Annotated in this window: 25 protein-coding genes; 9 read left to right on the plus strand and 16 right to left on the minus strand. The window is 71.1% G+C overall.

Features of this window, described 5'->3' with window-relative positions; genetic code table 11:
- Position 1 precedes the first annotated feature (1 nt).
- Positions 2-1,051 (plus strand): deoxyguanosinetriphosphate triphosphohydrolase, encoded by a 1,050-nt coding sequence (locus tag HWY08_RS13145; protein ID WP_176065893.1) that lies wholly within the window; start codon positions 2-4, stop codon positions 1,049-1,051.
- Here HWY08_RS13145 and HWY08_RS22035 read toward each other — a convergent pair.
- Both HWY08_RS22035 and HWY08_RS13155 read right to left on the minus strand, forming a co-directional pair.
- Positions 1,048-2,388, minus strand: coding sequence for a response regulator (locus HWY08_RS22035; protein WP_176065894.1), 1,341 nt, complete (start codon positions 2,386-2,388; stop codon positions 1,048-1,050). The two genes, HWY08_RS13145 and HWY08_RS22035, sit on opposite strands and share 4 nt — an antisense overlap.
- 84 nt (positions 2,389-2,472) lie before the next feature.
- On the minus strand, positions 2,473-3,318 hold the full coding sequence (locus HWY08_RS13155; RefSeq protein WP_176065896.1) for a class II glutamine amidotransferase: 846 nt from the start codon (positions 3,316-3,318) through the stop codon (positions 2,473-2,475).
- 117 nt (positions 3,319-3,435) lie between these two features.
- On the opposite strand from HWY08_RS13155, the gene HWY08_RS13160 reads away from it, so the two are divergent.
- A complete protein-coding gene (locus tag HWY08_RS13160; protein WP_176065898.1) occupies positions 3,436-5,037 on the plus strand; it encodes an Hsp70 family protein in 1,602 nt (533 codons plus the stop codon).
- A complete protein-coding gene (locus HWY08_RS13165) occupies positions 5,037-5,591 on the plus strand; it encodes a J domain-containing protein (RefSeq protein WP_176065900.1) in 555 nt (184 codons plus the stop codon). Before HWY08_RS13160 ends, HWY08_RS13165 begins: the two co-directional genes overlap by 1 nt.
- Before the next feature lie 45 nt (positions 5,592-5,636).
- Here HWY08_RS13165 and HWY08_RS13170 read toward each other — a convergent pair whose 3' ends face one another.
- From HWY08_RS13170 to HWY08_RS13180, 3 genes are all read right to left on the minus strand, one after another.
- Entirely contained in the window at positions 5,637-6,665 is a 1,029-nt protein-coding gene (locus tag HWY08_RS13170) for an agmatinase family protein (protein ID WP_176065902.1), read from the minus strand.
- Between the two features lie 9 nt (positions 6,666-6,674).
- Positions 6,675-7,850, minus strand: a complete 1,176-nt coding sequence (locus tag HWY08_RS13175; RefSeq protein WP_176065904.1) for a homospermidine biosynthesis protein — start codon at positions 7,848-7,850, stop codon at positions 6,675-6,677.
- 94 nt (positions 7,851-7,944) lie between these two features.
- Complete coding sequence (locus HWY08_RS13180) at positions 7,945-8,418, minus strand: RrF2 family transcriptional regulator (RefSeq protein WP_176065906.1); 474 nt, start codon at positions 8,416-8,418, stop codon at positions 7,945-7,947.
- A gap of 80 nt (positions 8,419-8,498) precedes the next feature.
- Between HWY08_RS13180 and HWY08_RS13185 the strand changes: the two genes are divergently transcribed.
- Entirely contained in the window at positions 8,499-9,332 is an 834-nt protein-coding gene (locus HWY08_RS13185; protein ID WP_176065909.1) for a PHP domain-containing protein, read from the plus strand.
- Positions 9,333-10,099: 767 nt separating this feature from the next.
- Here the strand turns inward: HWY08_RS13185 and HWY08_RS13190 are convergent.
- From HWY08_RS13190 to HWY08_RS13240, 11 genes are all read right to left on the minus strand, one after another.
- Positions 10,100-11,638, minus strand: coding sequence for an NADH-quinone oxidoreductase subunit N (locus HWY08_RS13190; RefSeq protein ID WP_176065911.1), 1,539 nt, complete (start codon positions 11,636-11,638; stop codon positions 10,100-10,102).
- 15 nt (positions 11,639-11,653) lie between these two features.
- Positions 11,654-13,342 (minus strand): complex I subunit 4 family protein, encoded by a 1,689-nt coding sequence (locus HWY08_RS13195; RefSeq protein WP_176065913.1) that lies wholly within the window; start codon positions 13,340-13,342, stop codon positions 11,654-11,656.
- Positions 13,343-13,358: 16 nt separating this feature from the next.
- Positions 13,359-15,824 carry an NADH-quinone oxidoreductase subunit L gene (locus HWY08_RS13200; protein WP_176065915.1) on the minus strand — a complete coding sequence of 822 codons (2,466 nt, stop codon included), beginning with the start codon at positions 15,822-15,824 and terminating at the stop codon, positions 13,359-13,361.
- Between the two features lie 2 nt (positions 15,825-15,826).
- A complete protein-coding gene (gene nuoK, locus HWY08_RS13205; protein ID WP_176065917.1) occupies positions 15,827-16,138 on the minus strand; it encodes an NADH-quinone oxidoreductase subunit NuoK in 312 nt (103 codons plus the stop codon).
- A gap of 24 nt (positions 16,139-16,162) precedes the next feature.
- On the minus strand, positions 16,163-16,807 hold the full coding sequence (locus HWY08_RS13210; protein WP_176065919.1) for an NADH-quinone oxidoreductase subunit J family protein: 645 nt from the start codon (positions 16,805-16,807) through the stop codon (positions 16,163-16,165).
- Between the two features lie 12 nt (positions 16,808-16,819).
- Entirely contained in the window at positions 16,820-17,635 is an 816-nt protein-coding gene (locus HWY08_RS13215; RefSeq protein ID WP_176065921.1) for a NuoI/complex I 23 kDa subunit family protein, read from the minus strand.
- Positions 17,636-17,651: 16 nt separating this feature from the next.
- On the minus strand, positions 17,652-19,019 hold the full coding sequence (locus tag HWY08_RS13220; protein ID WP_176065923.1) for a complex I subunit 1/NuoH family protein: 1,368 nt from the start codon (positions 19,017-19,019) through the stop codon (positions 17,652-17,654).
- Positions 19,020-19,034: 15 nt separating this feature from the next.
- The gene (locus tag HWY08_RS13225; RefSeq protein ID WP_176065924.1) at positions 19,035-20,174 is read right to left on the minus strand and encodes an NADH-quinone oxidoreductase subunit D; all 1,140 of its coding nucleotides are present in this window, start codon (positions 20,172-20,174) and stop codon (positions 19,035-19,037) included.
- Positions 20,175-20,183: 9 nt separating this feature from the next.
- Positions 20,184-20,783, minus strand: coding sequence for an NADH-quinone oxidoreductase subunit C (locus HWY08_RS13230; RefSeq protein ID WP_176065927.1), 600 nt, complete (start codon positions 20,781-20,783; stop codon positions 20,184-20,186).
- Between the two features lie 85 nt (positions 20,784-20,868).
- Complete coding sequence (nuoB, locus tag HWY08_RS13235) at positions 20,869-21,411, minus strand: NADH-quinone oxidoreductase subunit NuoB (protein ID WP_176065929.1); 543 nt, start codon at positions 21,409-21,411, stop codon at positions 20,869-20,871.
- A 92-nt stretch (positions 21,412-21,503) separates the two neighbouring features.
- Positions 21,504-21,941, minus strand: a complete 438-nt coding sequence (locus HWY08_RS13240; RefSeq protein WP_176065931.1) for an NADH-quinone oxidoreductase subunit A — start codon at positions 21,939-21,941, stop codon at positions 21,504-21,506.
- A 170-nt stretch (positions 21,942-22,111) separates the two neighbouring features.
- On the opposite strand from HWY08_RS13240, the gene HWY08_RS13245 reads away from it, so the two are divergent.
- From HWY08_RS13245 to HWY08_RS13265, 5 genes are all read left to right on the plus strand, one after another.
- The gene (locus tag HWY08_RS13245) at positions 22,112-22,480 is read left to right on the plus strand and encodes an NADH-quinone oxidoreductase subunit A (protein ID WP_176065933.1); all 369 of its coding nucleotides are present in this window, start codon (positions 22,112-22,114) and stop codon (positions 22,478-22,480) included.
- Positions 22,480-23,034 (plus strand): NADH-quinone oxidoreductase subunit B, encoded by a 555-nt coding sequence (locus HWY08_RS13250; RefSeq protein WP_176065936.1) that lies wholly within the window; start codon positions 22,480-22,482, stop codon positions 23,032-23,034. Before HWY08_RS13245 ends, HWY08_RS13250 begins: the two co-directional genes overlap by 1 nt.
- A gap of 3 nt (positions 23,035-23,037) precedes the next feature.
- Complete coding sequence (locus tag HWY08_RS13255) at positions 23,038-23,565, plus strand: NADH-quinone oxidoreductase subunit C (protein WP_176065938.1); 528 nt, start codon at positions 23,038-23,040, stop codon at positions 23,563-23,565.
- Positions 23,566-23,581: 16 nt separating this feature from the next.
- A complete protein-coding gene (locus tag HWY08_RS13260; protein WP_176065940.1) occupies positions 23,582-24,886 on the plus strand; it encodes an NADH-quinone oxidoreductase subunit D in 1,305 nt (434 codons plus the stop codon).
- Between the two features lie 92 nt (positions 24,887-24,978).
- Positions 24,979-26,748, plus strand: a complete 1,770-nt coding sequence (locus HWY08_RS13265) for an NADH-quinone oxidoreductase subunit G (protein ID WP_176065942.1) — start codon at positions 24,979-24,981, stop codon at positions 26,746-26,748.
- The last annotated feature ends 7 nt before the right edge of the window (positions 26,749-26,755 follow it).

Consider the following 26,755-nt stretch of genomic DNA (forward strand, 5'->3'; position numbering starts at 1 on the left):
GATGACCGGCACCATCCGCCAGATGCTGGAGGAGCAGGAGGTCCGCACGCTGCACCCGCGGGCGGCGCTCTCGGCGGCGTCGCGGGGGCGAGAGCGGCCGCTCGCCGCCGACGACCTGCGGCCGGCCTACCAGCGCGACCGCGACCGCGTGGTCCACTGCAAGTCGTTCCGGCGCCTGCAGGGCAAGACCCAGGTCTTCCTCGCGCCCCGCGGCGATCACTACCGGAACCGCCTCACCCATACCCTCGAGGTGGCGCAGGTGGCGCGCTCCATCGCGCGCGCGCTGCGGCTCAACGAGATGCTGGTGGAGGCCATCTGCATGGGGCACGACCTCGGCCACACGCCCTTCGGGCACGCCGGGGAGCGCGCGCTCGACGCGCTGGCCGAGGGGGGGTTCCACCACGTGCGCCAGTCGGTGCGGGTGGTGGAGGTGCTGGAGGCGGGCGGCGAGGGGCTGAACCTCACGGCCGAGGTGCGCGACGGCATCCTGCGGCACTCGAAGGGGCGCGGGAACGTGCTCATGACCGGCTCGGGGGCGAAGGCGCTCACGCTCGAGGCGGAGATCGTGCGGCTCGCCGACATCATCGCCTACGTGAACCACGACCTCGACGACGCGGTGCGGGCGGGGCTGCTGGCCGAGGACGAGGTCCCGGCCGAGGTGCGCCGCGCGCTGGGGGCGAGCCACGGCGAGCGGCTGGCGACGCTGGTGGGGGACGTCATCCGCGCCACCGACCTCGACGGCGGGGGGCACGTCGAGATGTCGCCCGCGGTGCACGAGGCGCTCATCGCGCTCCGCGAGTTCCTCTACCGGCGCGTGTACGAGAACCCCGCCGTCAACGACGAGCTCCAGAAGGCGCAGCGGATCCTGCGCGAGCTGTACGCCTGGCTGGCCGCCGACCCGGAGCGCCTGCGGCGGCGCTTCGAGGTCGCGCCGCGGCCGGGCGACAGCGTGGCGCGCGCGGTGACCGACTTCGTGTCGGGCATGACCGACCGCTTCGCGCTCGAGGCCTGGGAGTCGGTGGTGGTCCCGCGGCCCTGGTCGATCCTCTAGCCGCCCGCCGGCGAGCCGGAGGACACGTCGCGCAGGGACGGCCGGGGGGGCGGGCCGGCCAGCTCGGCCTCGGCGCGCAGCAGGAGCGGCTCGGTGCTGCCGACCAGGTGCGGCACGTCCAGGCAGTGCGCCCGCACGCCGGGCGCCGCCGCCCGCACCCGCTCGAGCGCGTCCGTGCGCCGGGCGTCCGGCAGGAGCACCCCGAGCAGCGCCGGCCCGAGCCGCCCGGCCAGCGCGCGCGGGAAGGCCGCCTTCAGCGCGGCCACCGTCTCGCCGAGGCGCGCCGGCTCGGGCGCGAGGACCGCCAGCGCCAGCGCCTGACGCCGCTCGGCCGCGCGCAGGGACGACACCTGCAGCGCCTGCGAGAACGCCTCGCGGCCGAGCACGTGCAGCTCGCGGTCGAGCCAGGCGAGCGAGGAGAAGGCGCTCTCCGGCTGGCCCGGGCGCTGGTGGCGCTCGCGCCACTCCAGCTCGGCCAGCACGCGCCGGGCGAGCACCGAGAGCAGCTCCAGGTCGAACGCGGTGAACGGGCGCGGCTTGAAGTCGAGCAGGCAGAGCGTGCCGAGCGCCAGGCCGCCCCGCGACACCAGCGGCACCCCGGCGTAGAAGCGCAGCCCGCGCTCGCGGACCAGCACGTTGGAGGAGAAGAACGGGTTCTCGCGCGTGTCCAGCACCACCAGCGCCGCCCGCGCCACCACGGCGTGGGTGCAGAACGAGTCGTCGCGCGGGGTGCCGCGCGCCAGGGCCAGGTCGTCGGGCAGCCCGCAGTGGGCGTGCCAGTACTGCTGATCCCGCAGGACGATGGACACGAGGCAGACCGGGACGTCGAAGATGGCCGCCACCCGCTTCGCGAACGCGTCGAGCGCCCCCGTCGGGGAGGGGCGGTCGAGCTCGAGCTCGAGCACCGCCCGTAGGCGCTGCCCTTCGTCGAGCGGGATGGGGCGGGCCGCCGGCCTGTCGGGGGCGGCGCCCCGGGCGAGCGCGTTCACCTGCCGCAGGAAGGCGTCGAGGTCGAAGGGCTTCGCGAGCGCGACGGCCGCTCCGAGCTCGAGCGCGGTGGCGAGGTACCCGTCGAAGGCCGAGGCGGCAAGCACCGGGGCGCGCCGGCCGGGCCGGAGCGCGTACTCGCGCAGGAAGGCGAGCCCGTCCATCTCCGGCATCATGAGGTCGAGCACGATGACCGCCGGCTCGGCCGCCGCGAGCAGGTCGAGGGCGTGCCGCCCGTGACGGGCGGTGAGGACCGTGTAGCCTTCGGCCTCCAGCGACTCCGTCTCGATGGCCGCGATCTCGGGGTCGTCCTCGACCACCAGGACCAGGGGCTTGCGCTGCTCGCTCATGTTCCGCCTCCCGCCGGGCGGAGCGGATCGTCACCGGCTTGCACGTGGAGTGCTAGCCGGAAAGGCATGCCCCGGGTGAGTCGTTCACGCGCTCGCGAGGCTGCTCACCGAGACCTGGAGCGAGCGGCTGACCGACACGACGCTGGCCTCCGGGACCTCGATGAACCCGTTCGGCTGCAGCAGGTGCGTGGCGAAGCAGACCGCCTTCACCTGCCGGTGGGGGCGGGTGCGCGGGTCGCTCTCCGGCGCGCCGAGCTCCAGCCCGCAGCGCGGACATGGGAAGATCCCCTCGAGCAGCGCGTAGTGGAGCGGGCGCCCCCGCCGCGTGGCGGCCAGGACCCGGCCGTTGGTGGCGACGAAGTTGAGGGCGCCCGGCCGGCCGCCGCCCGCCTCCCGGCTCCAGGTCTCGAGGTCGCGCGCCGTGAGCGCCAGCGCGTGGCCCACCACCCGCGCCTCGACGTCGAGGTCGTCGAGGTGCCCGGCGTCGCGCAGGTGCTTGAGGAAGAGCGAGAAGGCCAGCTCCGAGTCGGTCTCGCCCTCGACGTTGCGGCGCAGGAAGTCGGGCAGCGCCTCCACCAGGCGCGGCTTCACCTCGGTGAACGCCTCCACCGTCCCGTCGTGGGCGAACAGCCAGCGGCGGAAGCGGAAGGGGTGCGTGTTCTCGTCCTTCTGCGCCCCCACCGTCGCGTAGCGCGCGTGGGCGAGCAGCGCCTCGCTGTCGATCGCGCCCGCGAGCTGGGTGAGGGTGAAGGTCGCGGGCGCCCCGCTCGGCCGCTTGCCGAGGAGGACGTCGTTTCCCTTGTAGTAGCCGAACCCATACGCGTCCGGGAGGCGGTCCGGCTCGCGGAGCGCGACGTGCGCCTCGAGCCGGCGCACCTGACACCGGAGCAGGTTGGGATCCGTCTGGAGGACCGCCAGCAGCGCACCCATCGAATTCGAGGCTCCTGGGCGCAGACGAAAGGGCGCCCACCTCCTCTATAATGACCACTCGGCCGCGGAGCAGCCGCCGCCGGCCGAGCGGGCGCAACCCCACCGGAACCGGAACTCATGAGCGACGACATCGCCGTCGGGATCGACCTCGGGACCAGCTACAGCTGCGTGGCGGCCGTGCAGGACGGCGCGCCACAGGTGATCCCCAACGAATGGGGGGAGCTCACCCACGCCTCGGTGGTGAGCTTCCTCCCCGAGGGGACCGTCCTCGTCGGGAACAACGCCAAGAAGAACATCATCACCAACGCCGAGAACACGGTCTATTCCGCCAAGCGGCTCATCGGCCGGTTCTTCTTCTCCGACGAGGTGAAGAAGGCCCAGGCGGTCATGCCGTACAAGATCGTGGAGGGGCCCAACAACTCGGTCCGGGTGGAGGTGGGCGGGCGCGTGCTGGCCGTCCCGGAGATCTCGGCCCTGGTGCTGAAGGAGATGAAGGCGGTCGCGGAGACCGCCCTGGGGCGCGAGGTGAAGAAGGCGGTCGTCACCTGCCCGGCGTACTTCAACGACAACCAGCGGCAGGCCACCCGCGACGCCGCGCGCATCGCCGGGCTCCAGGTCCTGCGCATCATCAACGAGCCGACCGCGGCGGCGCTCGCCTACGGGTTCGGCAAGGACATCAACCAGCGGATCTGCGTCTACGACCTCGGCGGCGGCACCTTCGACGTCTCCATCCTGGAGATCGGCAAGGACGTCTTCGAGGTGCTCTCCACCGCCGGCGACACCTACCTGGGCGGCGACGACTTCGACGACCGGATCATGGGCTGGCTGGCGCAGGGCTTCCTCGAGGCCCACCAGCTCGACCTGCGGCAGAACAAGTTCTGCCTGCAGATGCTGAAGGAGGCGGGCGAGAAGGCGAAGATCGACGTGGGCCGCGACGGCGTCGCCCAGATCCACGTGCCGGCCATCTGCCAGACCGCCGAGGGCGAGGTGCTGGAGCTGCGCCAGACCCTCGCCGCCGACCAGTTCAACCGCATGGTGATGGACCTCGTGCAGCGCACGTTCAAGGTGTGCGACGAGGCGCTCCAGTCGGCCCGCCTCACCGCGGCCGACATCGACGCGGTGATCCTGGTCGGGGGCCCGACGCGGCTGCCGGTCATCCGGCAGAGCGTGCAGCACTACTTCCAGAAGGAGCCCATGACCGGGGTGGACCCCGATCAGGTGGTGGCGCTCGGCGCCAGCATCCAGGCGGCGGCGCTGCTCGACGAGGCGGCGGCCACCACCGGGGCGGCGAGCTATCTCCTCGACGTGACGCCGCTCTCGCTGCGGGTGGGCACGGTGGGCGGCTTCACCGAGCGCATCATCGACAAGAACACCCCCATCCCCATCGAGAAGTCCAAGACCTTCACCACCAGCCGCGACGGCCAGGAGCGGGTCAAGATCCGCGTCTACCAGGGCGAGTCGAACCGCGCCGACGGCTGCGAGCTCCTGGGCGAGTTCGAGTTCTCCGGCTTCCGCATCGCGTTCCGCGGCGAGGTGCAGATCCAGGTCACGTTCGAGATCGACCCGAACGGCATCGTCCACGTCTCCGCGACCGACCTCGAGACCGGCCAGCGCGCCTCCACCACCATCAGCCTCTCGTCCGGCCTCTCCGAGGGCGATCTCCAGACCGCCATCGACAAGAACGCCGAGATCGAGCTCGCCGGGCACCAGGCCGCCTGATGGACATCCAACTCATCATGGAGATCGAGCAGCGCGCCGCCGCGCTCGACGGCCTCGACTACTTCGAGGTGCTGCGGCTGCCGCGCGAGGCGGGGGCGGCCGAGGTGAAGGCGGCCTACTACCGCGAGTCGCGCGCCTTCCACCCCGATCGCTTCGCGGCGCTGCCCTCGCCCGAGCTGCGCGAGCTGGTCGGGCGCGTCTACCGCCGCGTCAACGAGGCCTACACCGTGCTGCGCGACGACGCGAAGCGGCGGAAGTACCTGGCCGACGTGTCCGGGCCGGAGCGCGCCGCCAAGCTCCGCTTCACGGAGGCGGAGGAGGCTGCGCTGCAGGACGAGCAGAAGCGGAAGCTCGAGGAGCAGCTCGGCCAGACCCCCAACGGCCGCAAGCTCTACGCGCAGGCGCTCGCGGACGTGGAGGCGCAGCGCTGGGACGCGGCGGAGCGCGCGCTCCGCTCGGCGCTCATGTACGAGCCGGCCAACGCCCGGTTCAAGGAGCTCCTGGCCCGGGTCGAGAAGTCGAAGCCGAAGGTGGACCCCTACAAGATCAGGTGAGCAACGCGGGAGGGGGGGCGGGGGCTCGTCCCCCGCCGCCCGAGCTCACGACCGCGACTTCAGCATCCAGCCGATCATCTTGTAGAGCAGCCGCGCCCCCACGTTGCCGTCCCACGCGTCGCCGTCGGGGCCGGGCGCCACCTCCACCAGATCGAGGCCCACGATCCGGCGGCCGCTCGCGACCACCCCGGCGAGCAGCGCGCACGCCTGCTGGAAGGAGAGGCCGCCCGGCACCGGCGTGCCGGTGTGGGGGCAGAGCGTCGGGTCGAGGCCGTCGATGTCGAAGGAGAGGTACACGTCCCGCGGCAGCGCCTCGACGATGCGGCGCACCTGCGCGCCCCAGGTGACGCCCTCGAACCGCTCCGCGGCGAGCAGCGCGTCGTGGTGCACCACCACCCGCCCGCCCGCGCCGGCCGCGTACGCCATCTCCTCGTCGGAGACGTCCCGGATGCCCACCTGGACCAGCCGCGCCACGCCCGGCACGCCGTCCATCACGTTGCGCAGCACCGAGGCGTGGCTGTGCTGGAAGCCCTCGAAGGCGAGGCGCAGGTCGGCGTGCGCGTCGAGGTGGAGGACGCCCATCCCCGGGTAAGCGGCGGCGTGGGCGGCGATGGAGCCGAAGGCGACCGCGTGATCTCCGCCCACCAGCCCGACCCGCTTCCCGGCCGCCAGGAGCCGGCGGACCTCGCCCTCCACCCAGTCGTTCACCTCGCGCGAGGCCGCGTCCACCCGCGCCGCCGCGGCGGCCAGCTCCGGCCCGCCGTTCGCGGCGCCCCCGGCGGCGATCACCGGCGCCGCCGCCGCGCGCGCCTCGCGATCGAGCGCCGCGACGTGCGCCGGGATGGGCAGCATGTGGATGCCGGCCTCGTACGGGCGCCCGGTCTCGACGTCGTAGAGGTCGACCTGGCGGCTCGCCTCCAGGATGGCCGCGGGGCCGCCCGAGGCGCCGCCGCCGTACGAGGTGGTGGCCTCGAACGGCACCGGCACCAGCACCACCGCCGCCTCCTCTTCGGAGTGGGGCAGGCCGAACACGCCGGAGCCCTCGAGGGCCGCGGCGGAAGGATCGAAGGGCATCAGGGGGATCTAACGGCGCGGGAGCTTGCGGCCCGGGCCGGCCGTCTTCGTCTTGGCCGAGTCCTTCACCTCGAGCATGGCGCCCTCGCCCGGGTGCTTCTTGAGGTGCGCCTGCTGCAGCGCGGCGTACATCTCCGGCAGCCGCTTGAAGAGGCGCTTCGGCTTGCGCTTCTTGCGGGTGGAGAGCGCGTAGGCGAAGACGAGCGGCGCCGCCACGGTCGTGTCGGAGTAGAGCACGACGTGGTTCTTCAGCATGTTCGCCTGCACCTTGCCCCAGGAGATGGCCTCCGAGGGCGTGGCGCCGGAGAGGCCGCCCCACTGCGGCGAGTCGGTCGAGATCTGCAGCACGAACTCGTGGCCGCCGCGGTTGAGGTCGAGGATCTGCCAGAGCGTCGGCTGGGTCTGCAGGTAGAAGTTCTTGGGCGAGCCGCCGCCGAGGATGACGACGCCGTTCACGTCCGCGTCGTAGACGATGGCGGTGGACTCGAGCACGTCGAGGTCCGGGTCGATGGTGGTCTGGCCGCCGCGCAGCTTCATGGCCGCCACGTTCATGCCGATGGAGGAGTCGCCCGGCGAGCTGGTGAAGATGGGGACGTCGTACTGGGCGGCGGTGGCGACGAAGCTCTTCTCCGGCAGCGGCGCCTGCTGGCGCACGAGCTGGCCGAGGTAGTGGTGCAGCCGCGGGGTGGAGATGCGGCCGCGCAGCGCCTCGGGCGCCTTCTCCAGCGCCTCGCGCACGAAGGCGTCGGTGTCGAGCAGCGAGTCCTCGGTGATGAAGATGTCGTAGATGCGCTCGATGCCGGCCCGGTACAGCTCCTTGTCGTCCACCTGGAAGTGGCCCTGGACCACGGGCAGCTTCAACGCGAAGTGAAGGTCGTGGTAGATGTTCGCGCCGGTGGAGATGACGAGGTCGACGAAGCCGGCCTCCATCATCGCCTGGATGGCGCCGCCCATGCCGGCCGGGGTCATCGCACCCGTGACGGTGAGGGCGATGGTGGCGCCCGAGTCGATCATGCGGCCGAACAGGTCGCACGCCTCGGCCAGCCGGCCGCCGTTGAAGGCGCCCGCCTTGCGGTACACGGCGACGAGCTCCTCCACCGTCATGCCGGGGGTGAGCCGCATCGGCTCGACGGGGGGGCGAGAGAGGTAGGCCTTGCGGAGCTGCTTCGGGGACTTGGGAGCCATGGCGGGCGCGGAAGTTAGCCGCGCCGGCGGGGCGCGTCAACGCCCGGGACTCTCGGTGCGACGATCGCGGGGCGGCGAGCCCCGCTGGGCGGGCCTAGCTCGCGCCAGGGGCCGGCGCCATGAGCTGGACGAAGCCCACCTGCCCCTGCGCGTCGGGCTTCAGCGTGAGGCTCGCGAGCCGCGTCTGCCGGTACACCTCGAGCATCTTCTCCTGCGCCTCGCGCCACACGTCCACCATGGTGCAGAAGTGGGACTTGGCGCAGGGGTCCTCGCCGTCGAGGCAGACGTTGATGGCGATGGGGCCCTCGACCGCCTCGATGACCTGGAGAAAGCTGATGTCGGCGGCGGGCTTCCCGAGAGCGTACCCACCGTGCGGCCCGCGGGTGGACTTCACCAGGCCCTCGTCGACCAGCGTCTTCAGGATCTTGGCCAGGAAGTCCTCGGGGACCATCATCTGGCGGGCGATCTCGCGGAACGGGACCACGGCGTCGGGCGAGATGGAGGCCAGGTAGATCATGGCCCGGAGGCCGTAGTCGATCTTCCGGGAGATGCGCAGGACGTGCTGCATGGCCCTCTTCGCTCGCTGGGGCCCGCGGCGAGGAGCCGAGGACCGGTCTGGCCGATTATAGTATCAGGCAGAGGCCTCCCATGACAGCGCTCGACGGCGCCATCGATCTCCACTCCCACTCGACCGCCAGCGACGGCCAATACCCCGCCGAGCAGGTGGCCGAGAGGGCGGCCGCGGCGGGGGTGGCGGTGTGGGCGCTCACCGACCACGACTCCGTCGCGCAGCTCCGGGCCGGCCGGGCGGCCGCCGAGGCGCACGGGCTGCGCTTCGTGCCGGGCATCGAGCTCTCGGTGCACCTGGACAAGCGCGAGGTCCACCTGCTCGGCCACTTCGTCGACCCGGAGAGCGCCGAGCTGCGCGGCTTCGAGGACCTCCTGGCGGAGAAGCGGCGCGTCCGGATGGGGGAGATGATCCACAAGCTGGCGGCGCTGGGCGTCGCGCTCACCCCGGAGGAGATCGAGAAGTTCAGCGGCGGGAAGACGCTGGCGCGGCCGCACGTGGCGCGCGCCATGGTCGAGCGGGGGATCGTCGGCTCGGTGAAGGAGGCCTTCGATCGCTTCCTGGGCGAGGGCCGCCCGGCGTTCGTCGGCCGCCACCGGATGCCGGTCGAGGACGCGATCGCGCTGGTGCGCGGCGCGGGCGGCGCCGCGACCATCGCCCACCCGGGTCTCAACCGCATCGAGCGCGGCGACCTGGAGCGCATGAAGGCCTGGGGCCTGTCCGGCGTCGAGACCTACCACGCCGACCACGTGCCCTCGCAGCGCGAGAAGTACCTCAAGATCTGCGCGGAGCTGGACCTCGTCCCCACCGCCGGCTCCGACTTCCACGGCCCGGAGGTCGCCCCCGGCCGCAAGCTGGGCATGGTGAGCATGAGCGAGGCCGAGCTCGAGCGGCTCGAGGCGCGGCGGGGGTGACCGTGGCCCGGGTGGCGCGCGCGTGCGCCGCCCTGTGGCGGCAGGCGCTCCGCGCCGGATGGCCACACGTGCGCCGCCCCGCGTCGGCAGACGCTCCGGCGCCCGTGCTCCGCGCCGCGGCGTGGCTCACGTGGCCTGACCGCGCGCAGGGTGCCCATGGCGCGGCTGCGGAATCTTGCCCCGCGCCGCGGAGGCGGCGCGGGGCTTCGGTCAGTCCTCGCCGCGACGCGGTCAACCTGGGCGCGGTCAGGCGAGAGGGAGCCAGGGGCGGCGCTCCGCAATGGCGCCTTCGCGCCTGCCGGCGCGGGGCGGCGCTCGCGGAGCAGCGTGGCCCGGCGCTCCGCGCGAACACCAGGAGGCCTCACCGCACCAGCCAGGGTCCCGCCGCCCCGCGGCGGCGCGCCCGGAGGCCGCATTGCGGAGCGCCGCCCTCGGGTCACGAGGTCGCCGGAACGCGCCACCAGGGCCGTGGTGCGTGGCGAGGACTGACCGAAGCACCGCGGCGCGCAGGCGCCGCGGTGCAAGATTCCGCAGCCACGCCGAGCGTGACCCGTTCGCGCGTTCCGGCCAGGGGTCCCGCTCGCGGCCGCGCAGCCGGCGGCCGGAGCGGTGCGCTGCCGCGAGGCGGCGGGGGTTGCCGTGTGCACCGGCCCCACTCCCCGCTGGCGGGGGGAGGGGGAACCGAAACGCGAGGGCGTCGGACGTGAAAGGGGCCCGGTACGCCTGAGCGCACCGGGCCCCCGGGATCCCGCTCGCCAGCGGGAAGCTTAGCCGCGCAGCATGGTGAGCGACCGCTGCGACCAGTCGACCAGCGGCGCCCACCAGATGCCGAAGACGAGCACGGCGGCGGAGAAGACGCCCAGCATGAGCTGGTAGCCCACCTTCGGCTCGACCGGCGTCGTGACGTACGGAGCGTCGAGGAACATCGCCTTGATGACGCGCGCGTAGTAGTAGAGCGCCACCGCGGTGTTGAGCGCGGCGACGAGCGCCAGCGCGCCGTACCAGAAGCCGCCCGGCGCCGCGGCGCGCTCGATGACGGCGTAGAACAGGTACCACTTGCCGGTGAAGCCGGCGAAGGGCGGCAGGCCCGTCAGCGAGAAGAGGAAGATGGCGAAGGTGACGGCCGCCAGCGGGTGCCGGCGGGCCAGGCCGCGGTAGTCGAGGATCGACTCCGAGCCGGTCGCCTGCGCCACCACGATCACGACCAGGAAGGCGCCCAGGTTCATGACCAGGTAGATGAGCATGTAGATCATCACGCCCTGGATGCCGAGCGCGGAGACCGTCGCCAGGCCCATCAGCGCGTAGCCGGCGTGCGAGATGGAGGAGTAAGCGAGGAGCCGCTTGAGGTTCGTCTGCCCCAGCGCGGTCAGGTTGCCGAGCGTCATCGTGACGGCGGAGAGCACGCCGATGACCGCAGGCCACGGGATCCCAGCCACCGAGGCGGCCAGGCCGTCCGCGCCCATCGGGCCCGCGAAGGCCACGTAGAAGAGGCGGAGCGCCAGCGCGAAGCCGGCCGCCTTGGGACCCACCGAGAGGAAGGCGGTGAAGGAGGTGGGGGCGCCCTCGTACACGTCCGGGCACCACATGTGCCACGGCACGCTCGCGATCTTGTAGCCCACGCCGGAGGAGACGAAGACCACCGCCACCACCAGGGCGAGCTTGGTGGCCGCCGCCGCCGCGCCGGTGGTCCCGGCCAGGGCCGCGATCTTGGGCCCGAAGGCGAGCACGTCGGCGGTGCCGAGCAGGCCGAAGAGGTAGCTCATGCCGAACAGCATGACCCCCGAGGCGACCGAGCCGTAGATGACGTACTTCAGCGAGGCCTCGGTGGCCTTGCGGTCCTTGCGGCGGAAGCCGGCCAGCACGTAGCTCACCATCGAGACGAGCTCGATGCCGAGGTAGATGGTGAGGAGGTTCGTCGCGCTCGCCATGATGAACAGGCCGAGCACGACCGCCATGAGCAGCGCGTAGAACTCGCCCACCCGGGCGTTCGGGAAGTCGTCGCCCTGCGCCACGATGAGGATGGTGAGCAGCGCGGCCGCCAGGAAGAGCCACTTGAAGAAGGTGGCGAAGAGGTCGCTCGCGAGCAGCCCGTTGAAGATCGCGACGCTCTCCGCCGGCTGGGCGGCGAGGAAGGCGCCCGCGAGGCCCAGCGTCGCCACCGCCGCGGCGGTGAGGAGCGCGCGGCGCGCGGGCGACCGCTGCCAGATCAGATCGAGCAGGAACAGCGCGATCGACCCGAAGGTGAGGACGAGCTCGGGGCGAAACCACCCCACGCTCGCCAGGTTGTTCTCGATGAGCTGTTCCATGACGGGGCCGGTCTCCTAGAGCCGGACGTTCTGGACGAGCGCGTGGAGGGTGCCGTTGATGCTGCCCAGGATCGCCTGCGGGTAGAAGCCGAGGACGATGGCGATGGCGCCGAGCGGGTAGAGCATGAAGCGCTCCCGCCAGTTGAGGTCCGGGAAGCCGCGGTAGGTCTCGTTGAGCTTGCCGAGGAACATCCGGTGGATCGCCCACAGGTAGTAGGCGGCGGTGATGATGACGCTCGTCGCCGAGATGATGGTGTAGGTCATGAAGACCGGGAACGAGCCCGAGAACACCATGAACTCGGAGATGAAGCCGCACAGGCCGGGGAGGCCGAGCGAGGCGAAGAAGGCGAGGCCCATCATCGCCGTGTACTCGGGCAGCGCCTGGGCCAGGCCGCCGAAGCGCTCGATCTCGCGGTGGTGGGCGCGGTCGTAGATGACGCCCACGATGAGGAACAGCATCGGGCTGATGATGCCGTGGGTGAAGAGGTTCAGCACCGCGCCGGAGATGGCGGTCGGCGTCATGGCGGCCATCCCGAGCAGCGAGAAGCCCATGTGCGACACCGACGAGTACGCGATCATCTTCTTGATGTCCTTCTGCGCCAGGCAGACGAACGCCGCGTAGACGATGTTGATGACGCCGAAGAGGGCGATGGCGTTGGCGGCCCAGCGGGTCGCGTCGGGCAGGATCCCGAAGTTGAAGCGCAGGATGCCGTAGATGCCCATCTTGAGGAGGACGCCCGCCAGGATGACCGAGATGGGCGTCGGCGCCTCGACGTGCGCGTCGGGCAACCAGGTGTGGAAGGGGAACATCGGGATCTTGATGGCGAACCCGATGAAGAAGGCGACGAAGACGATCTTGGTGAAGGCGAAGCCGAGGATCGTCCCCGCCGACGCGAACTGCCCCGCGTGCCCCTGGGCCGCCAGCTCGAGCAGGTTGAAGGTGTGCTGGGTCGGGGTGCCGTCGATGAGCGCCGAGCCGGCGCTGTTGTAGTAGACGCCGATGATGGCGAGCAGCATCAGCACCGAGCCCGCCAGCGTGTAGAGGAAGAACTTGATGGCCGCGTACTCCTTGCGCGGCCCACCCCAGATGCCGATGAGGAAGTACATCGGCAGGAGCATGACCTCCCAGAAGACGTAGAAGAGGAACATGTCCAGGGCGACGAAGGTGCCCATCATCCCGGTCTGCAGGATGAGCAGCATGACCATGTAGCCCGGCACCATCCGCACCGAGAAGTGCTTGGGGTGGTGGGGATCCTCGGCGTGCGCGCCGTGGCCGTCGCCCTCCTCGAACATGCCGGCCAGCTCCCGGTCCTTCGCGCCCGACCACCAGGGCATCGAGCCGATGGTGGCGACGAAGGAGATGAGGCCGGAGAGGAGCACCATCGAGATGGAGAGGCCGTCGACGCCGACGAACCACTCGACGTTGAAGCCGCGGATCCAGACGGCGCGCTGGACGAGCTGGACGCCCGTCTCCTTGCCGGCCACGACCATGCCGGCCGCGTGCGGGTCGTAGAAGGACCAGGCGTAGATGGCGGCCACGAGCGACAGGCCGCTCGCGGCGAGCGCGATGGCGCGCGCCGCCTGGTTGAGCGTGCGCTTCTGGAAGCCGGTGGCGAAACGGACCGCCGACAAGAGGACGATCAGGACCGCTCCTGCGAGAGGCAGGAAGGTGGCCCAGGCGAGGACGTTGGTCGGACCGAACATGGGGGCGTCGCTCCTGTCAGTGAATCAGGAAGTTGAGGAGGATGACGGCGAGCCCACCCGCGAGCGCGCCGTAGAGGTAGGTCTGCACGCGGCCGGTCTGCACGCGCCGCAGGGACTTGCCGGCCTCGGCGGTGAGCACCGCCACCGCGTTGACCGCGCCGTCGACCAGGTAGGTGTCGATGAGGCCGTCGAGGCGCGCCACGCCGCGCGTGACCGCGCCGACCGTGTTCACGAGCCAGTCGAGGATGTGGCCGTCGAACCACGACATCGCGCGCGCCCAGGCCAGGGAGGGCCGGACCACCACCAGGTGGTAGAGCTCGTCGACGTAGTACTTGTTGTAGACGACCGTCCAGGCGCCGAGGAACCGCTCCTTGAGCGCGGCCGGGACGGTGCTCTTCCCGTCCTTGTAGAGCAGCCAGGCGAAGGCGAAGCCGAGGGCGCCGGCCCCGACCCCGAGGGCCTGGAACAGGTACTCCCAGGCGTGCGGCTTCTCGGCGAAGGCGACCTCGGCGGTGAGCGCCGGCTTGAGCCACTCCTCGAGGAGCGGCTCGTGACCGGTCCAGGCCATGGGGATGCCGAGGAGGCTCACCAGCACCGCGCCGGCGGCCAGCACCGAGAGGACGAGGGTGATGGTCCAGGGCGACTCGTGCGGCACGCCGCCGTGGGCCCCGTGACCGCCGTGCGCGCCGTGCGCGTCGTGCGCCGCGGCGCCGACGTGGGGCGCCGCGCCGTGCGCGGCGTGGATGTGGCCGACCGGCGGGTCGAACTCGGGGTGCGCGTCGTGGTGGCCGTGCGGGTCGGCGTGGTGCGGCGCGGCCCGGGAGGCGTGCGGGTCCTCACCGTGCTCGTGGGCGTGACCGGCGCCGGCGCCCCGGTACTCGCCGGTGAAGGTCATGAAGTACGACCGGAACATGTAGAAGCTGGTGCCGGTCGCCGCGAGGATGCCGACGAGGTAGATGGCCGGCCCGAGCCACGGCGTGGGGTGCCCGAAGAGCGCCAGGTGCTCGGAGGTGAACGCCTTCCAGAGGATCTCGTCCTTCGAGTAGAAGCCGCTCGCCCAGGGGAAGCCCGCGATGGCCCAGCACGCGATGAGGTAGGTCCAGCGCGTGATGGGCATGTACTTCTTGAGGCCGCCCATCTTCCGCATGTCCTGCTCGTGGTGGCAGCCGAGGATGACCGAGCCGGAGCCGAGGAAGAGCGTCGCCTTGAAGAAGGCGTGCGTGAGGAGGTGGTAGGCGCCCGCCCAGTACGCGCCCACGCCCACGCCGATGAACATGAAGCCGAGCTGCGAGACGGTCGAGTAGGCGAGGACCTTCTTGATGTCGTACTGGAAGAAGCCGATCGAGGCCGCGAAGATGGCGGTCAGCGCGCCGACGAAGGCCACCCAGGCCATGGCGGCGGGCGAGAGCGCGAAGATGAAGTTGAGCCGCGCCACCATGTAGACGCCGGCGGTGACCATGGTGGCGGCGTGGATGAGGGCCGAGACCGGCGTCGGGCCGGCCATCGCGTCGGGCAGCCACACGTACAGGGGCAGCTGCGCGCTCTTGCCCATGGCGCCGACGAACATGCAGATGCCGATGAGGGCCAGCAGCGCGAAGCCCCAGACCTTCTGGTCCTTGAGGTGCTCGGCGACGCCGGTCTTCTCGATCACGACCTGGTCGCGCAGCTCGCGGAAGTTGAGGGTCGGGCCGACCTTGACCACCTGGCCCTCGCCCACCTCGACGGTCGGGGCGAGCGCCGCCGACTCGGCGGCGGTGGAGGCGGAGGCGGTGGCGTGCAGCGCCGCCTCCGGCTGGTACGCCGGGCCGTGGACCTTGCCGTTCGCCGCCCAGGCGCCGCCGAGGCCCCAGAAGAGGAGGAACAGGCCGGTCAGGAAGCCGAAGTCGCCGAACCGGTTCACCACGAAGGCCTTCATGCCGGCGGCGGCCTTCTCACGGTCCGTGTAGTAGTAGCTGATGAGGCCGTAGGAGCAGAGGCCGACGCCCTCCCACCCGAAGAACATGAGGACGAAGTTGTCCCCCATGACCAGCAGGAGCATCGAGAAGACGAAGAGGTTGAGCCAGCCGAAGAACCGCCAGTACGCCTTCGCCTCGTCGTCCCACATGTACCCGATGGAGAAGACGTGGATGAGCGTCCCGATGAAGGTGATGATGAGCACCATCATCATCGAGAGCGGATCGAGGGCGAACCCGAGGTCCACCGTCGCGCGGCCCGCCGTGAACATGTTCCAGACGGTGTCCTGCAGGAAGCGGTGCTCGGGCTCGAGCGCGCGCAGCTGCAGGAAGGCGGCCGCCGCGACGCAGAAGGCGAGCGCCATGGCGCCGACGCCGACCACGTGGACGAGCCGCTTCTTGCCGGCGCGCTCGAACTGCCAGCCGAAGACGAAGTTGATGAACGCCCCGACCAGCGGGAAGAGCGGGATGAGCCAGAGGTACCCGGCCCGGGCGGTGAGGAGGGGGCCGAGGGCGTGCGCGTGTTCCATCGCTACTCCCGCATCGTGTCCGCGAGGCGGACGTCGATGCTCCGGAAGGTCTGGAAGAGGGCGAGGACGATGGCGAGGCCGACCGCCGCCTCCGCCGCCGCCAGGACGATGACGAAGAGGGCGAACACCTGCCCCGAGATGCCCCCCGTCACCCAGTGGTTGAAGGCGACGAAGTTGACGTTGGCGCCGTTCAGGATGAGCTCGACGCCCATGAGCACGCCCACCGCGTTGCGGCGGGTGGCCACCGTGAGCAGGCCCAGGCTGAAGAGCAGGGCGCCGAGGACGAGGAGGTGCTGGAGGCCGACGTGGAGCATGCGTTCTCCGGGGGGTGCGGGGCCTTAGCCGAGGGAGGGATCCGGCTCGTCGGCCTTGAGCTCCTTGCGGGCGATGACGACCGCGCCGATGAGCGTGGCGAGGAGCACCAGCGAGGCGAGCTCGAACGGCAGGAGCCACTGCGAGAGGAAGGCGTTGCCGATGCTGCGGGTGGTGGGCCCGAACGCCTCGGGCTCGTGGGCGGCCCAGGGGGTCGCCAGGGCGACGAAGCAGAGCACCGGCACGGTGGAGGCGAGCAGCGCCACCCCGCCCGCCACGCCCAGGCTCACGTTCGAGACCTTCACCTCGGTGATGCGGTTCGTCAGCATCACCGCGAAGAGGATGAGGACGAGGACGCCGCCGATGTAGACGAGGAGCTGGGTCACCGCGAGGAAGTCGGCGTCCATCCAGGCGTAGATCGCGCCGGCCCCGGTGAGCGCCGTGAGCAGGCCGACGGCGCTGTAGACGATGTTGCGCGAGAAGGCGGTCAGCCCCGCGCCGGCGACCGTCAGCGCGGCGAACAGGTAGAAGATCGCGTCGCGGAGCGTGAACGGACCGACCTCGAAGTCGGCCGGCAGCGCGCCGCCGCGACCGACCTCGACGCCGAGCACGCCCACGAAGAGCACGACCAGCGCCGCCAGGGCGATCCACGTGTAGAGCTTCTTCGACATGGACGGTCTCCTCTAGGCCGGCTGGCCGTCGCCGGGGTTCGGGGGGGTGGGGGCCGCGGCGGCGCCGCCGTCGGGCTGGGCGGCCGCCGGGGCGGCCGGCGCGACGGGGGCGGCGGTCGCCTCGGCGGGCGCGGCGGTCTGCGCGGCCGCCTGCACCGCCTCGGCCGGCTTCGCCTCGGCCACCTTGGCCGGCGCGGGCTTCGCGGCCGCGGCCTTGGCGCCGGGGCCGGCCTTCTTCGGGGCGGCGGCGTTCGGGTCGGGGGGCAGGAACTCGGGGCCCGGGGCGTCCCAGCGCTTCGCCTCGAGGCGCGCGCGCAGGATCGAGCCGAGCGGCGCGCGCGGGAAGTACTCGGCGCCCTTCACCACCTTGTAGACCGGGAACGGGTTCTCGGGGTCGGCCCAGCGGAAGGTGAGGTTCCGCACCGAGCGCTGCGAGGCCTCGAACTCGCGGGTGTGCTGGATGGCGCCGGTGGGGCAGGGCTCCACGCACAGCCCGCAGAACATGCACTTCGCCTCGTCGATGTCGAACTGCGTGACGACGCGCAGCTTGGGGTTCGCCGCGTCCTTCTCGAGGTTGATCTGGATGCAGCCGATGGGGCAGGCGCGCTCGCAGGCCTGGCAGCCCGTGCAGATCGACGCATCGACCTCGAGGAAGCCGCGGTAGCGCGGCGGCAACGTGTCGCGTACCGGAAGCTCGGTCCGATCGGGATACTGCGTCGTGATCGGGCGGCGCAGCAGGTACGAGAGCGTGATCGAGAGACCGTGCCAGAACGACGACACGGTGTCGGTCACGTTCCCGATGTACTGCTCGACGGTTTCCTTGGGCATGATCGGATCTTTCCCGTCACCAGTTGGAGAGGTCGAACTTGTCGCCCTGCACGGCCTGGATGTTGAGGCGCACGCGCCGGCCGAACAGGAGCGCCAGGACGACCGCGCCGGCGAACAGCACGCCGCCGGTGATCGCCTCGAGCTGCGGGCGGGCGCCGACGCCCACCTGCCAGAAGAGCGTGAAGACGAGGCAGCCGAAGGCGATCGGGACGAGGTACTTCCAGCACAGGCCCATCATCTGGTCGACGCGGATGCGGGGGAGCGTCCAGCGCAGCCACACCACCACGTTGCAGAGGACGAGCGTCTTGGCGGTGAACACGACCAGCGAGAGCGCGTTCCAGCCCCACCAGGCGAGGGCGGGGACGGTCGCGGCGCCGCGGACGGCGTCGATCTGCTCCGCCGTGACGCCCGGGATCTGCCAGCCGCCGAGGAAGAGCGTCACCGCGATGGCCGACAGCACCCAGATGTTCCCCCACTCGCAGAGGAAGAAGATCGCGAAGCGGAAGCCGGAGTACTCGGAGAGGTAGCCGGCGACGAGCTCGGACTCGGCCTCGGGCAGGTCGAACGGGGTGCGGTTCGCCTCGGCCAGCTGGCTCGTGAACAGGATGAAGAGGGCCACCAGCGCGGCCGGGTTGCGGAAGGCGAACCACTCCCAGGGGAAGCCGCCCTGGGCGCGGATGAGCCCCTGCATCGACAGCGTGCCCGCCATCGCCACCGGGACGAAGATGGCGAGGCCGGCCGGGATCTCGTACGAGATGACCTGGGCCGCGGAGCGCATGCCGCCGAAGAGCGCCCACTTCGAGTTGGAGGACCAGCCGGAGATGAGGATGCCCACCACCGTGAGGGCGGTCACGCTCGTCACGTAGAAGATGCCGACGTCGAGGTCGGTCACCGCCAGCGAGTGGCCGAAGGGCAGCACCACGAAGGTGCAGGCGAACCCGACCAGCACGAAGTAGGGCGCGGCGCGGAAGAGCAGCGCGTCGGCCTCGGCCGGGACGAGGTCCTCCTTCAGGATCATCTTCACCGCGTCGGCGATCCAGACGAAGAAGCCGAGGAAGCCGGCGCGGTTCGGGCCGATGCGGCTCTGGATGCGGCCGGCGACGCGGCGCTCGTACCAGGAGATGGCGCCGGAGAAGATGGCGCCGAAGTTCACCATCAGGAAGCCGAGCCCGAGGACCGCGGCCACGTAGACGAGGTCGCGCGTCCAGGGCGAGGTCTCCGGCCCGAAGCCGAGCGCGGCGTCGAGGACGCCCGGCTGCAGGAGCGGCGTGGCGACGAGGACGGCGCCCAGGATCAGGGCGGGGATGCCGACCATCGCCGCCAGGGTGACGGCGATCATCCAGCGCGGGGTGTGCTTCGGAGCGGGGGGATAGTTGACGGGCATGGGGGGCTCGGGCTCCTAGCGGTCGATCTCGGGAGCGACGACGTCAATCGACGCGATGAGGGCGACCAGGTCCGCCACCATCAGGCCGGGCGAGATGTCCTCGATGATGCCCATCGCGGTGAAGCTCCCGGTGCGCGCCCGCACCCGGTACGCCTTCTCGGTGCCGTCGGAGACGACGTAGTAGGCCATCTCGCCGCGGGCGGACTCGACGCGGCTGAACGCCTCGCCCGCCTCCGGCTTCACCTTGCGCGGGACCTTGGCGACGATCTCGCCCTCCGGCAGCGACTCGAGCGCCTGCCGGACGATCTTCGAGGACTCCATCATCTCGAGGACGCGCACGTAGTAGCGGTCGAAGGCGTCGCCGACCGTGCCGTACTTGCCGCGGCCGATGGGCACCTCGAACTTGAAGTTCGGGTACGCGCCGTAGGGCACGTCGCGCCGCACGTCCCAGTCCATCCCGGAGCCGCGCAGGTTCGGGCCGACCAGGCCGTAGTCGATGGCCTGCTCCTTCCCGATGACGGCCACGTTGGCGAGGCGCCGGATGTAGATGGTGTTGAAGGTGATGAGGCGGTCCCACTCGACCAGCATCGTGTCGAAGTGGTCGAGGAACTTCAGGACGCGGTCGCGCCAGCCCTCGGGCAGGTCGAAGGCGACGCCGCCGATGCGGAGGTAGTTGTAGGTGAGCCGCGCGCCGCAGAGCGCCTCGATGAGGTCGTTCACCGTCTCGCGCTCGCGCAGGGCGTGGACGAGCGGCGTGGTGGCGCCGATGTCGCTCGCCATGGTGCCGGTCGAGACGAGGTGGCTCGCGATGCGGCACAGCTCGCAGGCGATGGCGCGCAGCCACTGGGCGCGGGGCGGCACCTCGACCTTGAGCAGCCGCTCGACCGCGATCGCGTACCCCTCGTTGGCGAACATCGCCGCGACGTAGTCGATGCGGTCGGTGTACGGCATGAAGCCGGGGTACCCGGTCGACTCGCCGATCTTCTCCAGCGCCCGGTGCAGGTAGCCGATGTCCGGGATGGCCTTCTTCATCACCTCGCCGTCGGTGTCGACGAGGAAGTTGATGACGCCGTGGGTCGAGGGGTGCTGCGGGCCGAAGTTGAGGAGCATCTCCTCGCCCGCGTGGTCGACCCGCCTCAGGATGAGCTTCTCCATGGCGGCTCCCTAGGCCTTCGCCGGCTCGGCCGGCGCGGCAGGTGGGGTGGAGGCGGCGGGCGGGGGAGGCGGCGCCGGGCGCTCGGCGCGCCGCTTCTCGTCCAGCCGGCGCAGCTCCACGAGCGGGTTCTCGCGCGTGTTCGGGATGCCGTGGTAGCCGCCCGCCTCCTGGTAGTCCTTGCGGAGCGGGAAGCCCTGCCAGTCGTCTGGGAGGAGGAGGCGGCGCAGATCCGGGTGACCGGTGAAGGTCACGCCGAACATGTCGTAGCACTCCCGCTCCATCCAGTTGGCGGCCTTCCAGACGCCCTCGACCGAGGGCACCACCGGGTTGGCGCGATCCGCCTCGACCTTCAGCACGATCCCGTGCCGGTGGCCGTACGAGAACAGGTGGTACACGACCTCGATCACGTTCCGCGCCGGCCAGTCGAGCGCGGTGAGGTCGTTGCAGTGATCGAGCTCGAGGCCGGGCGTCTCCTTGAGGAAGCGCGCCACCTCGACGATCTTCTGGGCCTTCACCACCGCGAACGCGTCGAGCTTCGGCTCGGAGAGCGGGCCCACCGCCTCGCCGAACTGGGCTTGCAGCCGCTCGTGGATCTCATTGACCGTCATCAGTCCTCTCGCGCTTCCGACGTGAGTCGAGGCGGGCGCACCGCACGCGCGGTGAACGCTCGCCCCGACGGACTCCACCGCGTGACTAGGCGACGCGAACGACGTTCGAGGGGCTCGGCGCCGCCCGGCGGGTCTTGTCCTTCCACCGCTCGCGCTTCACCAGCTCCTGCAACCTGAGGAAACCCTCGGTGAGCGCCTCGGGGCGCGGGGGGCAGCCCGGGACGTAGACGTCCACCGGGATGACCTTGTCGACCCCCTTGCACACGGAGTACGAGGCCTGGAAGAGCCCGCCGCAGTTGGCGCAGGAGCCCATGGAGATGACGTACTTGGGCTCGGCCATCTGGTCGTAGAGCAGCTTGCAGCGCTCGGCCATCTTGTAGGTGAGCGTGCCGGCCACGATCATGAAGTCGGACTGGCGCGGGCTGGCGCGGAAGACGGCGCCGAAGCGGTCGAGGTCGGCGCGCGGGCCGCCGGTCTGCATGAGCTCGATGCCGCAGCAGGCGAGCCCGAAGAGCAGGTAGTGCAGCGAGTTGGTGCGCGCCAGGTTGATCAGGTCGTCGAGCTGGCTCGTGTGGCTCAGCAGGACGTCGCCGCCGATGCCGGCGTCCACCAGGTTGCTCGAAGCCATTGCGTCCGACTCTCCTCGCGACTGCGTGTGAGACGGAACGTCAGCTCCCCCCGGCCTCATTCCCCCGCGGGGCCCTGCGCTCGTAGATGCGATCAGGCAGCCTTCCGCGCGGCCGGCCGCTGCGCCGGGCGCTCGTCCAGCTCCGCCAGCTTCTTCACCCACTCCAGATCGCCGTGCACCCAGACCCAGGCCAGCCCGACGACCAGGATGCCGGTGAAGAGGAGCAGCTCGGCGAGCGCGATGAGGCCGGTGCGGGGGCTGAACGCCACCCACTCCTTGAAGACGGCCACCACCGGAAAGGTGAGGGCAATGTCGACCTCGAAGATCACGAAGACGAGGGCGACGAGATAGAACCGCGGATTGAAATTCATCCACGCGGTGCCGATGGGCTTCTCGCCGCACTCGTAGATGCTGGCCTTCGCCGCCTCGGGGAAGTTCGGCCGCAGGAAGCGCCCGGCCGTCAGGGCGATCGCCGCGAAGCCGATGGCCACCACAGCGAAGGCGAAGACCGCGCCGAATCCATAGCCCATCGGGTTCGCTCCCGGCGAAAGGCGTGCATGAAGGGAAAGGCGGGAGGCGGAATACCCCGCCCGGGCACAGTCTGTCAAGCGGGGGATTTCGTTTGACAATGATTACAGGTTGACGCAGGAAAGGGGGCGCACTCGCTCCTACGTTGGGCTCCTCCACGGGCAGGGAGACGATGACCCCCCTTCAAACTTATTTTCCACTCGCAGTCGCCTTCTTCATGGCCGGGCTCCTGGCGGTGGTCCTCGTCGGCGCGGCCACGCTCCTCGGCCCGCGGCACCCCAGCGCGGTGAAGTCGAGCGTCTTCGAGTGCGGCTCCGATCCCGTCGGCAGCGCGCGCGAGCGGTTTGGCGTGAAGTTCTACATGGTCGCCTTACTGTTCATCGTGTTCGACGTCGAGGCGGTCTTCGTCTATCCCTGGGCGGTCCTGCTCAAGGAGCTCGCCTGGCCGGGCTACGTCGCGATGGCGTTCTTCGCCTTCACGCTCGTCATCGGCCTGGCCTACGTGTGGAAGAAGGGCGCGCTCGACATGGAGAGCGACTAGTGGCTTCCGATCTCGACACGACCCCGGTCATCGCCACCCGCCGCGAGGAGGCGACCGGCTTCTTCCAGCGCATGGTCTCGAAGGGCCTCGGCTGGGCGCGGAAGAACTCCCTCTGGCAGTACCCGTACGTCACGGCCTGCTGCGGGATGGAGTACATGAGCGTCTCGTCGGCGCGCTACGACATCGCGCGCTTCGGCGCCGAGGTGCCGCGCTTCTCGCCGCGCCAGGCGGACCTGCTGCTGGTGGTGGGCACCATCAACTGCAAGCAGGCGCCCATCCTGAAGCGCGTCTACGAGCAGATGAGCGAGCCGAAGTGGGTCATCGCCTTCGGCGTCTGCGCCAGCTCCGGCGGCTTCTACGACAACTACGCCACGATGCAGGGCATCGACCGGGTCATCCCGGTGGACGTCTACATCCCGGGCTGCCCGCCGCGGCCGGAGCAGGTGCTCGACGGCCTGATGCTCCTGCAGCGCAAGATCCAGGACCAGCAGCACAAGCTCATCGACCGCGCCCAGGTGCCGACGCTCGCCCAGGGTGGCGGGGAGCGGAGGTAGCGCATGGCGAAGGCGGTGCTGGAGGCGCTGGCCGCGCGCTTCCCCGGCGACGTGTACGAGCCGTACGAGGGCGTGGGCGGCGACGACTGCATCTTCGTGCGCAAGAGCGAGATCGCGTCGGTGTGCCGGTTCCTCAAGACCGAGCCCGCGCTCGCCTTCAACATGGCGCCGTACATCACGGCGGTGGACTACCTCGGCGTCGAGCCGCGGTTCGAGGTGGTCTACAACCTGCTCTCGACCGTGCACAACCACCGGCTTCGCCTCAGGGTGAAGGTGCCCGAGGGCGACCTCGAGCTGCCGAGCGTGACCTCGGTGTGGCGCGGCGCCGACTGGTTCGAGCGCTACTGCTTCGACATGTACGGCCTCAAGTTCCGCGGCCACCCGGACCTGCGCCGGCTCCTCATGTACGACGAGTTCGTGGGGCACCCGCTGCGCAAGGACTATCCGCTCCGCGGGCGGCAGCCGCTCGTGAAGGAGCGCGAGATCGGCGACATCTTCCGCGGGCCGGGGCCCGCCGGGCGTGACGGTTAGCGAGGGCGCGACAGCGATGGCCACCGATTCCCACGGGATGGGCGGACGCGATCCGCAGGCGACGCCGGGCAGCTTCGGCGCGGGCGAGCCCGCGCGGCCGTTCGAGGGGCAGCACCACGCGCGGGGCTACGAGGGGGCGCTCGACGCGCCGCTCAAGGGCCGGCAGATGGTGGTGAACCTCGGCCCGAGCCACCCCGCCATGCACGGCGTCACCCGCGCCGTGGTCGCGCTCGAGGGCGAGACGATCGTCGAGATGAAGCTCGACATCGGCTTCCTCCACCGCGGCTTCGAGAAGAGCTGCGAGAACGTCACCTGGGGCCAGTGCTTCCCGTACACGGACCGGCTCAACTACGTGAGCTCGATCCTGAACAACGTCGGGTTCGCGCTGGTGGTCGAGAAGCTGTGCAAGATGGAGGTGCCGCTGCGCGCCCGCTACCTGCGCGTGCTCACCGGCGAGCTGCACCGCATCTGCGACCACCTCACCCTGGTGGCCGCCATGGGCCTCGAGCTCGGCGCGATGACGGTGTTCCTCTACGGCATCGAGGCGCGCGACCTCATCTGGGACCGCCTCACCGAGATCTGCGGCGCGCGGCTCACCTCGAACTACGTGCGCGTGGGCGGCGTCTCGCGCGATTGCCCGGACGATTGGCCGGCCAAGGTCGAGCAGACGCTCGCCCGCGTGGCGGAGCTGCGCGAGACCATCGACAAGCTCCTCACCCGCAACCGCATCTTCATGGACCGCACCCGCGGCACCGGCGTCATCTCGCGCGAGGACGCGCTCGACTTCGGCTTCACCGGGCCCTGCCTGCGGGCGTCGGGCGAGCCGTACGACATCCGCAAGGCGGCCCCGTACCTCGTCTACGACCAGCTCGACTTCGACGTCCCGGTGGGGAAGAACGGCGACAACTTCGACCGGTACCTCATGCGCATGGAGGAGATGCGGCAGTCCGACCGCATCGTCCGCCAGTGCCTGCGGCAGATGGAGCCGGGAGACATCGTCGTCCAGGACTTCCGGTACGTGCTGCCGCCCAAGCCCCAGGTGTACGGCACCATCGAGGGGCTCATGGCGCACTTCAAGCTCGTCATGGAGGGGATCAAGGTCCCGGCGGGCGAGGCGTACAGCTACACCGAGGCGGCCAACGGCGAGCTCGGCTTCTACGCCGTCTCCGACGGCGGCGGCCGCGCCTACAAGCTCGGGCTGCGGGCGCCGGGCTGGCCCATGGTGGCGGCCCTCCCGCACATGACCAAGGGCGCGCTGCTCGCCGACCTCGTCCCGACGTACGACAGCATCAACATGATCGGCGGCGAGGTCGAGCAGTAGGGCGCGACGGCCGTAGGGCGGGGCAGGACCCCCGCCGTGAGGACACCGCCACGTGAGGCGGGGGGTCGTCCCCCGCCTCGGAGAACACCGAGATGGCCGACGAGACGAAGCCCCCCGCACCGGCGACCGCGGCCCCCAAGCCGCCGCCCGGCCCGCCCGCGCCCCCGCCGCCCAAGAACCCGGGCTTCGTGACCTGCACCATCGACGGTCGCGAGGTGGTGGTGAAGCCGGGGACGAACGTCGTCGAGGCCGCCAAGTCGGTCGGCGTCGAGATCCCGTACTACTGCTACCACAAGCGCCTCTCCATCGCGGCCAACTGCCGGATGTGCCTGGTGGAGATGTCGAACGCGCCCGGCGGCAAGCTCATGCCTGGCTGCCAGATGCCGGTGGCCGAGGGCATCACCGTCAAGACCGAGACCGCGCGCGTGAAGGACCAGCAGCGCGCGACGCTCGAGTTCCTGCTGCTCAACCACCCGGTCGACTGCGCCATCTGCGACCAGGCCGGCGAGTGCAAGCTGCAGGACTACTACATGAAGTACGACCAGAAGCCCTCCCGGCTCGACATGCCGAAGGTCGAGAAGGGGAAGCGGGTGCCGCTCGGCCCGATGGTCGTGCTGGACCAGGAGCGCTGCATCCTCTGCACCCGGTGCGTGCGCTTCATGCGCGAGGTGGCGAAGAAGCCGCAGCTCGGCGTGGACGAGCGCGGCAACGAGTCGTTCATCACCACCTTCGACGGGCAGCCGCTCGACTCCAAGTACTCCGGCAACGTGGTCGACATCTGCCCGGTGGGCGCGCTCACCAGCACCGACCTCCGGTTCCGCGGCCGCGTCTGGTTCATGTCCTCGGCGCGGAGCGTCTGCACCGGCTGCTCGCGCGGGTGCAACACGTTCCTCGACTACCTCAAGGAGACGACCTTCCGGTACCGCCCGCGGGAGAACGAGGCCGTCAACCAGGAGTGGATGTGCGACGACGGGCGGCTCTCCTACAAGTACCTGAACTCGGAGCGCGTGCTGACGGCGTTCCAGGGCCGCGGCGCGGCCGCGCGTGACCTCCCGCTCCCGGCGGCCGCCGAGGCCGCCGCCGGGGCCCTGCGGAAGGCCGCGGCGGGCGGGGCGCTGGCCGCGCTCTTCTCCCCGGTCGCCTCGCTCGAGGACCTGCTGGTCGCGGCGCTGGTGGCGAAGGAGGGCCTCGGGCTCTCCGAGGTGTACGTGGGCGGCCGGCCCGACGGCTGGCAGGACGACTTCCTGAAGCGCGCCGACGAGAACCCCAACCGGCGCGGGCTGGAGCTGGTGGCGCAGGCGTTCGGCCTCGCGCTCAAGCCCTTCGCCGAGCTCGGGCCGGCCATCGAGGCCGGCCGGGTGAAGGCGGTCTGGGCGGTGGGGACCGAGGTCCCGGACCCGGCCGCCGCGGCGGCCTTCGCCCGGCTCGAGACGCTGGTGTGCCAGGCGTACAACCACGGCCCGCTCGCGCGCGAGGCGACCGTGCTCCTGCCGGCGGCGCCCCACAGCGAGGCGGACGGGACGTACGTCAACTTCGAGGGGCGCCCGCAGCGGTTCGAGCTCGCCTACTGGCCGCGCGGCGGCGCGCGGCCGCACTGGGCGCTGGCGGCGGAGCTGGGCCGGGCGCTCGGGCTCGCCTGGCGGTTCCAGAGCGCGCGCGGGGTGTGGGACGAGCTCGGCGCGCGCGTCGCCGGGTCGCTCCCCGGCTTCGAGTGGGACAGCCTGCCCTCCACCCAGAAGCGGCGCGGCCTGGTGCCGCTGGCGGCGGGCACGGTCGACGGTCGGCTCCCGGGGTACCGCGAGCGCGTCCCCACCGACGCGGTGGGCGACACGCGCATGGACCTGCTCAAGGTCACGAGATAGGAGGGCG

The organism is Anaeromyxobacter diazotrophicus (genome assembly GCF_013340205.1).
Taxonomy (GTDB): domain Bacteria; phylum Myxococcota; class Myxococcia; order Myxococcales; family Anaeromyxobacteraceae; genus Anaeromyxobacter_A; species Anaeromyxobacter_A diazotrophicus.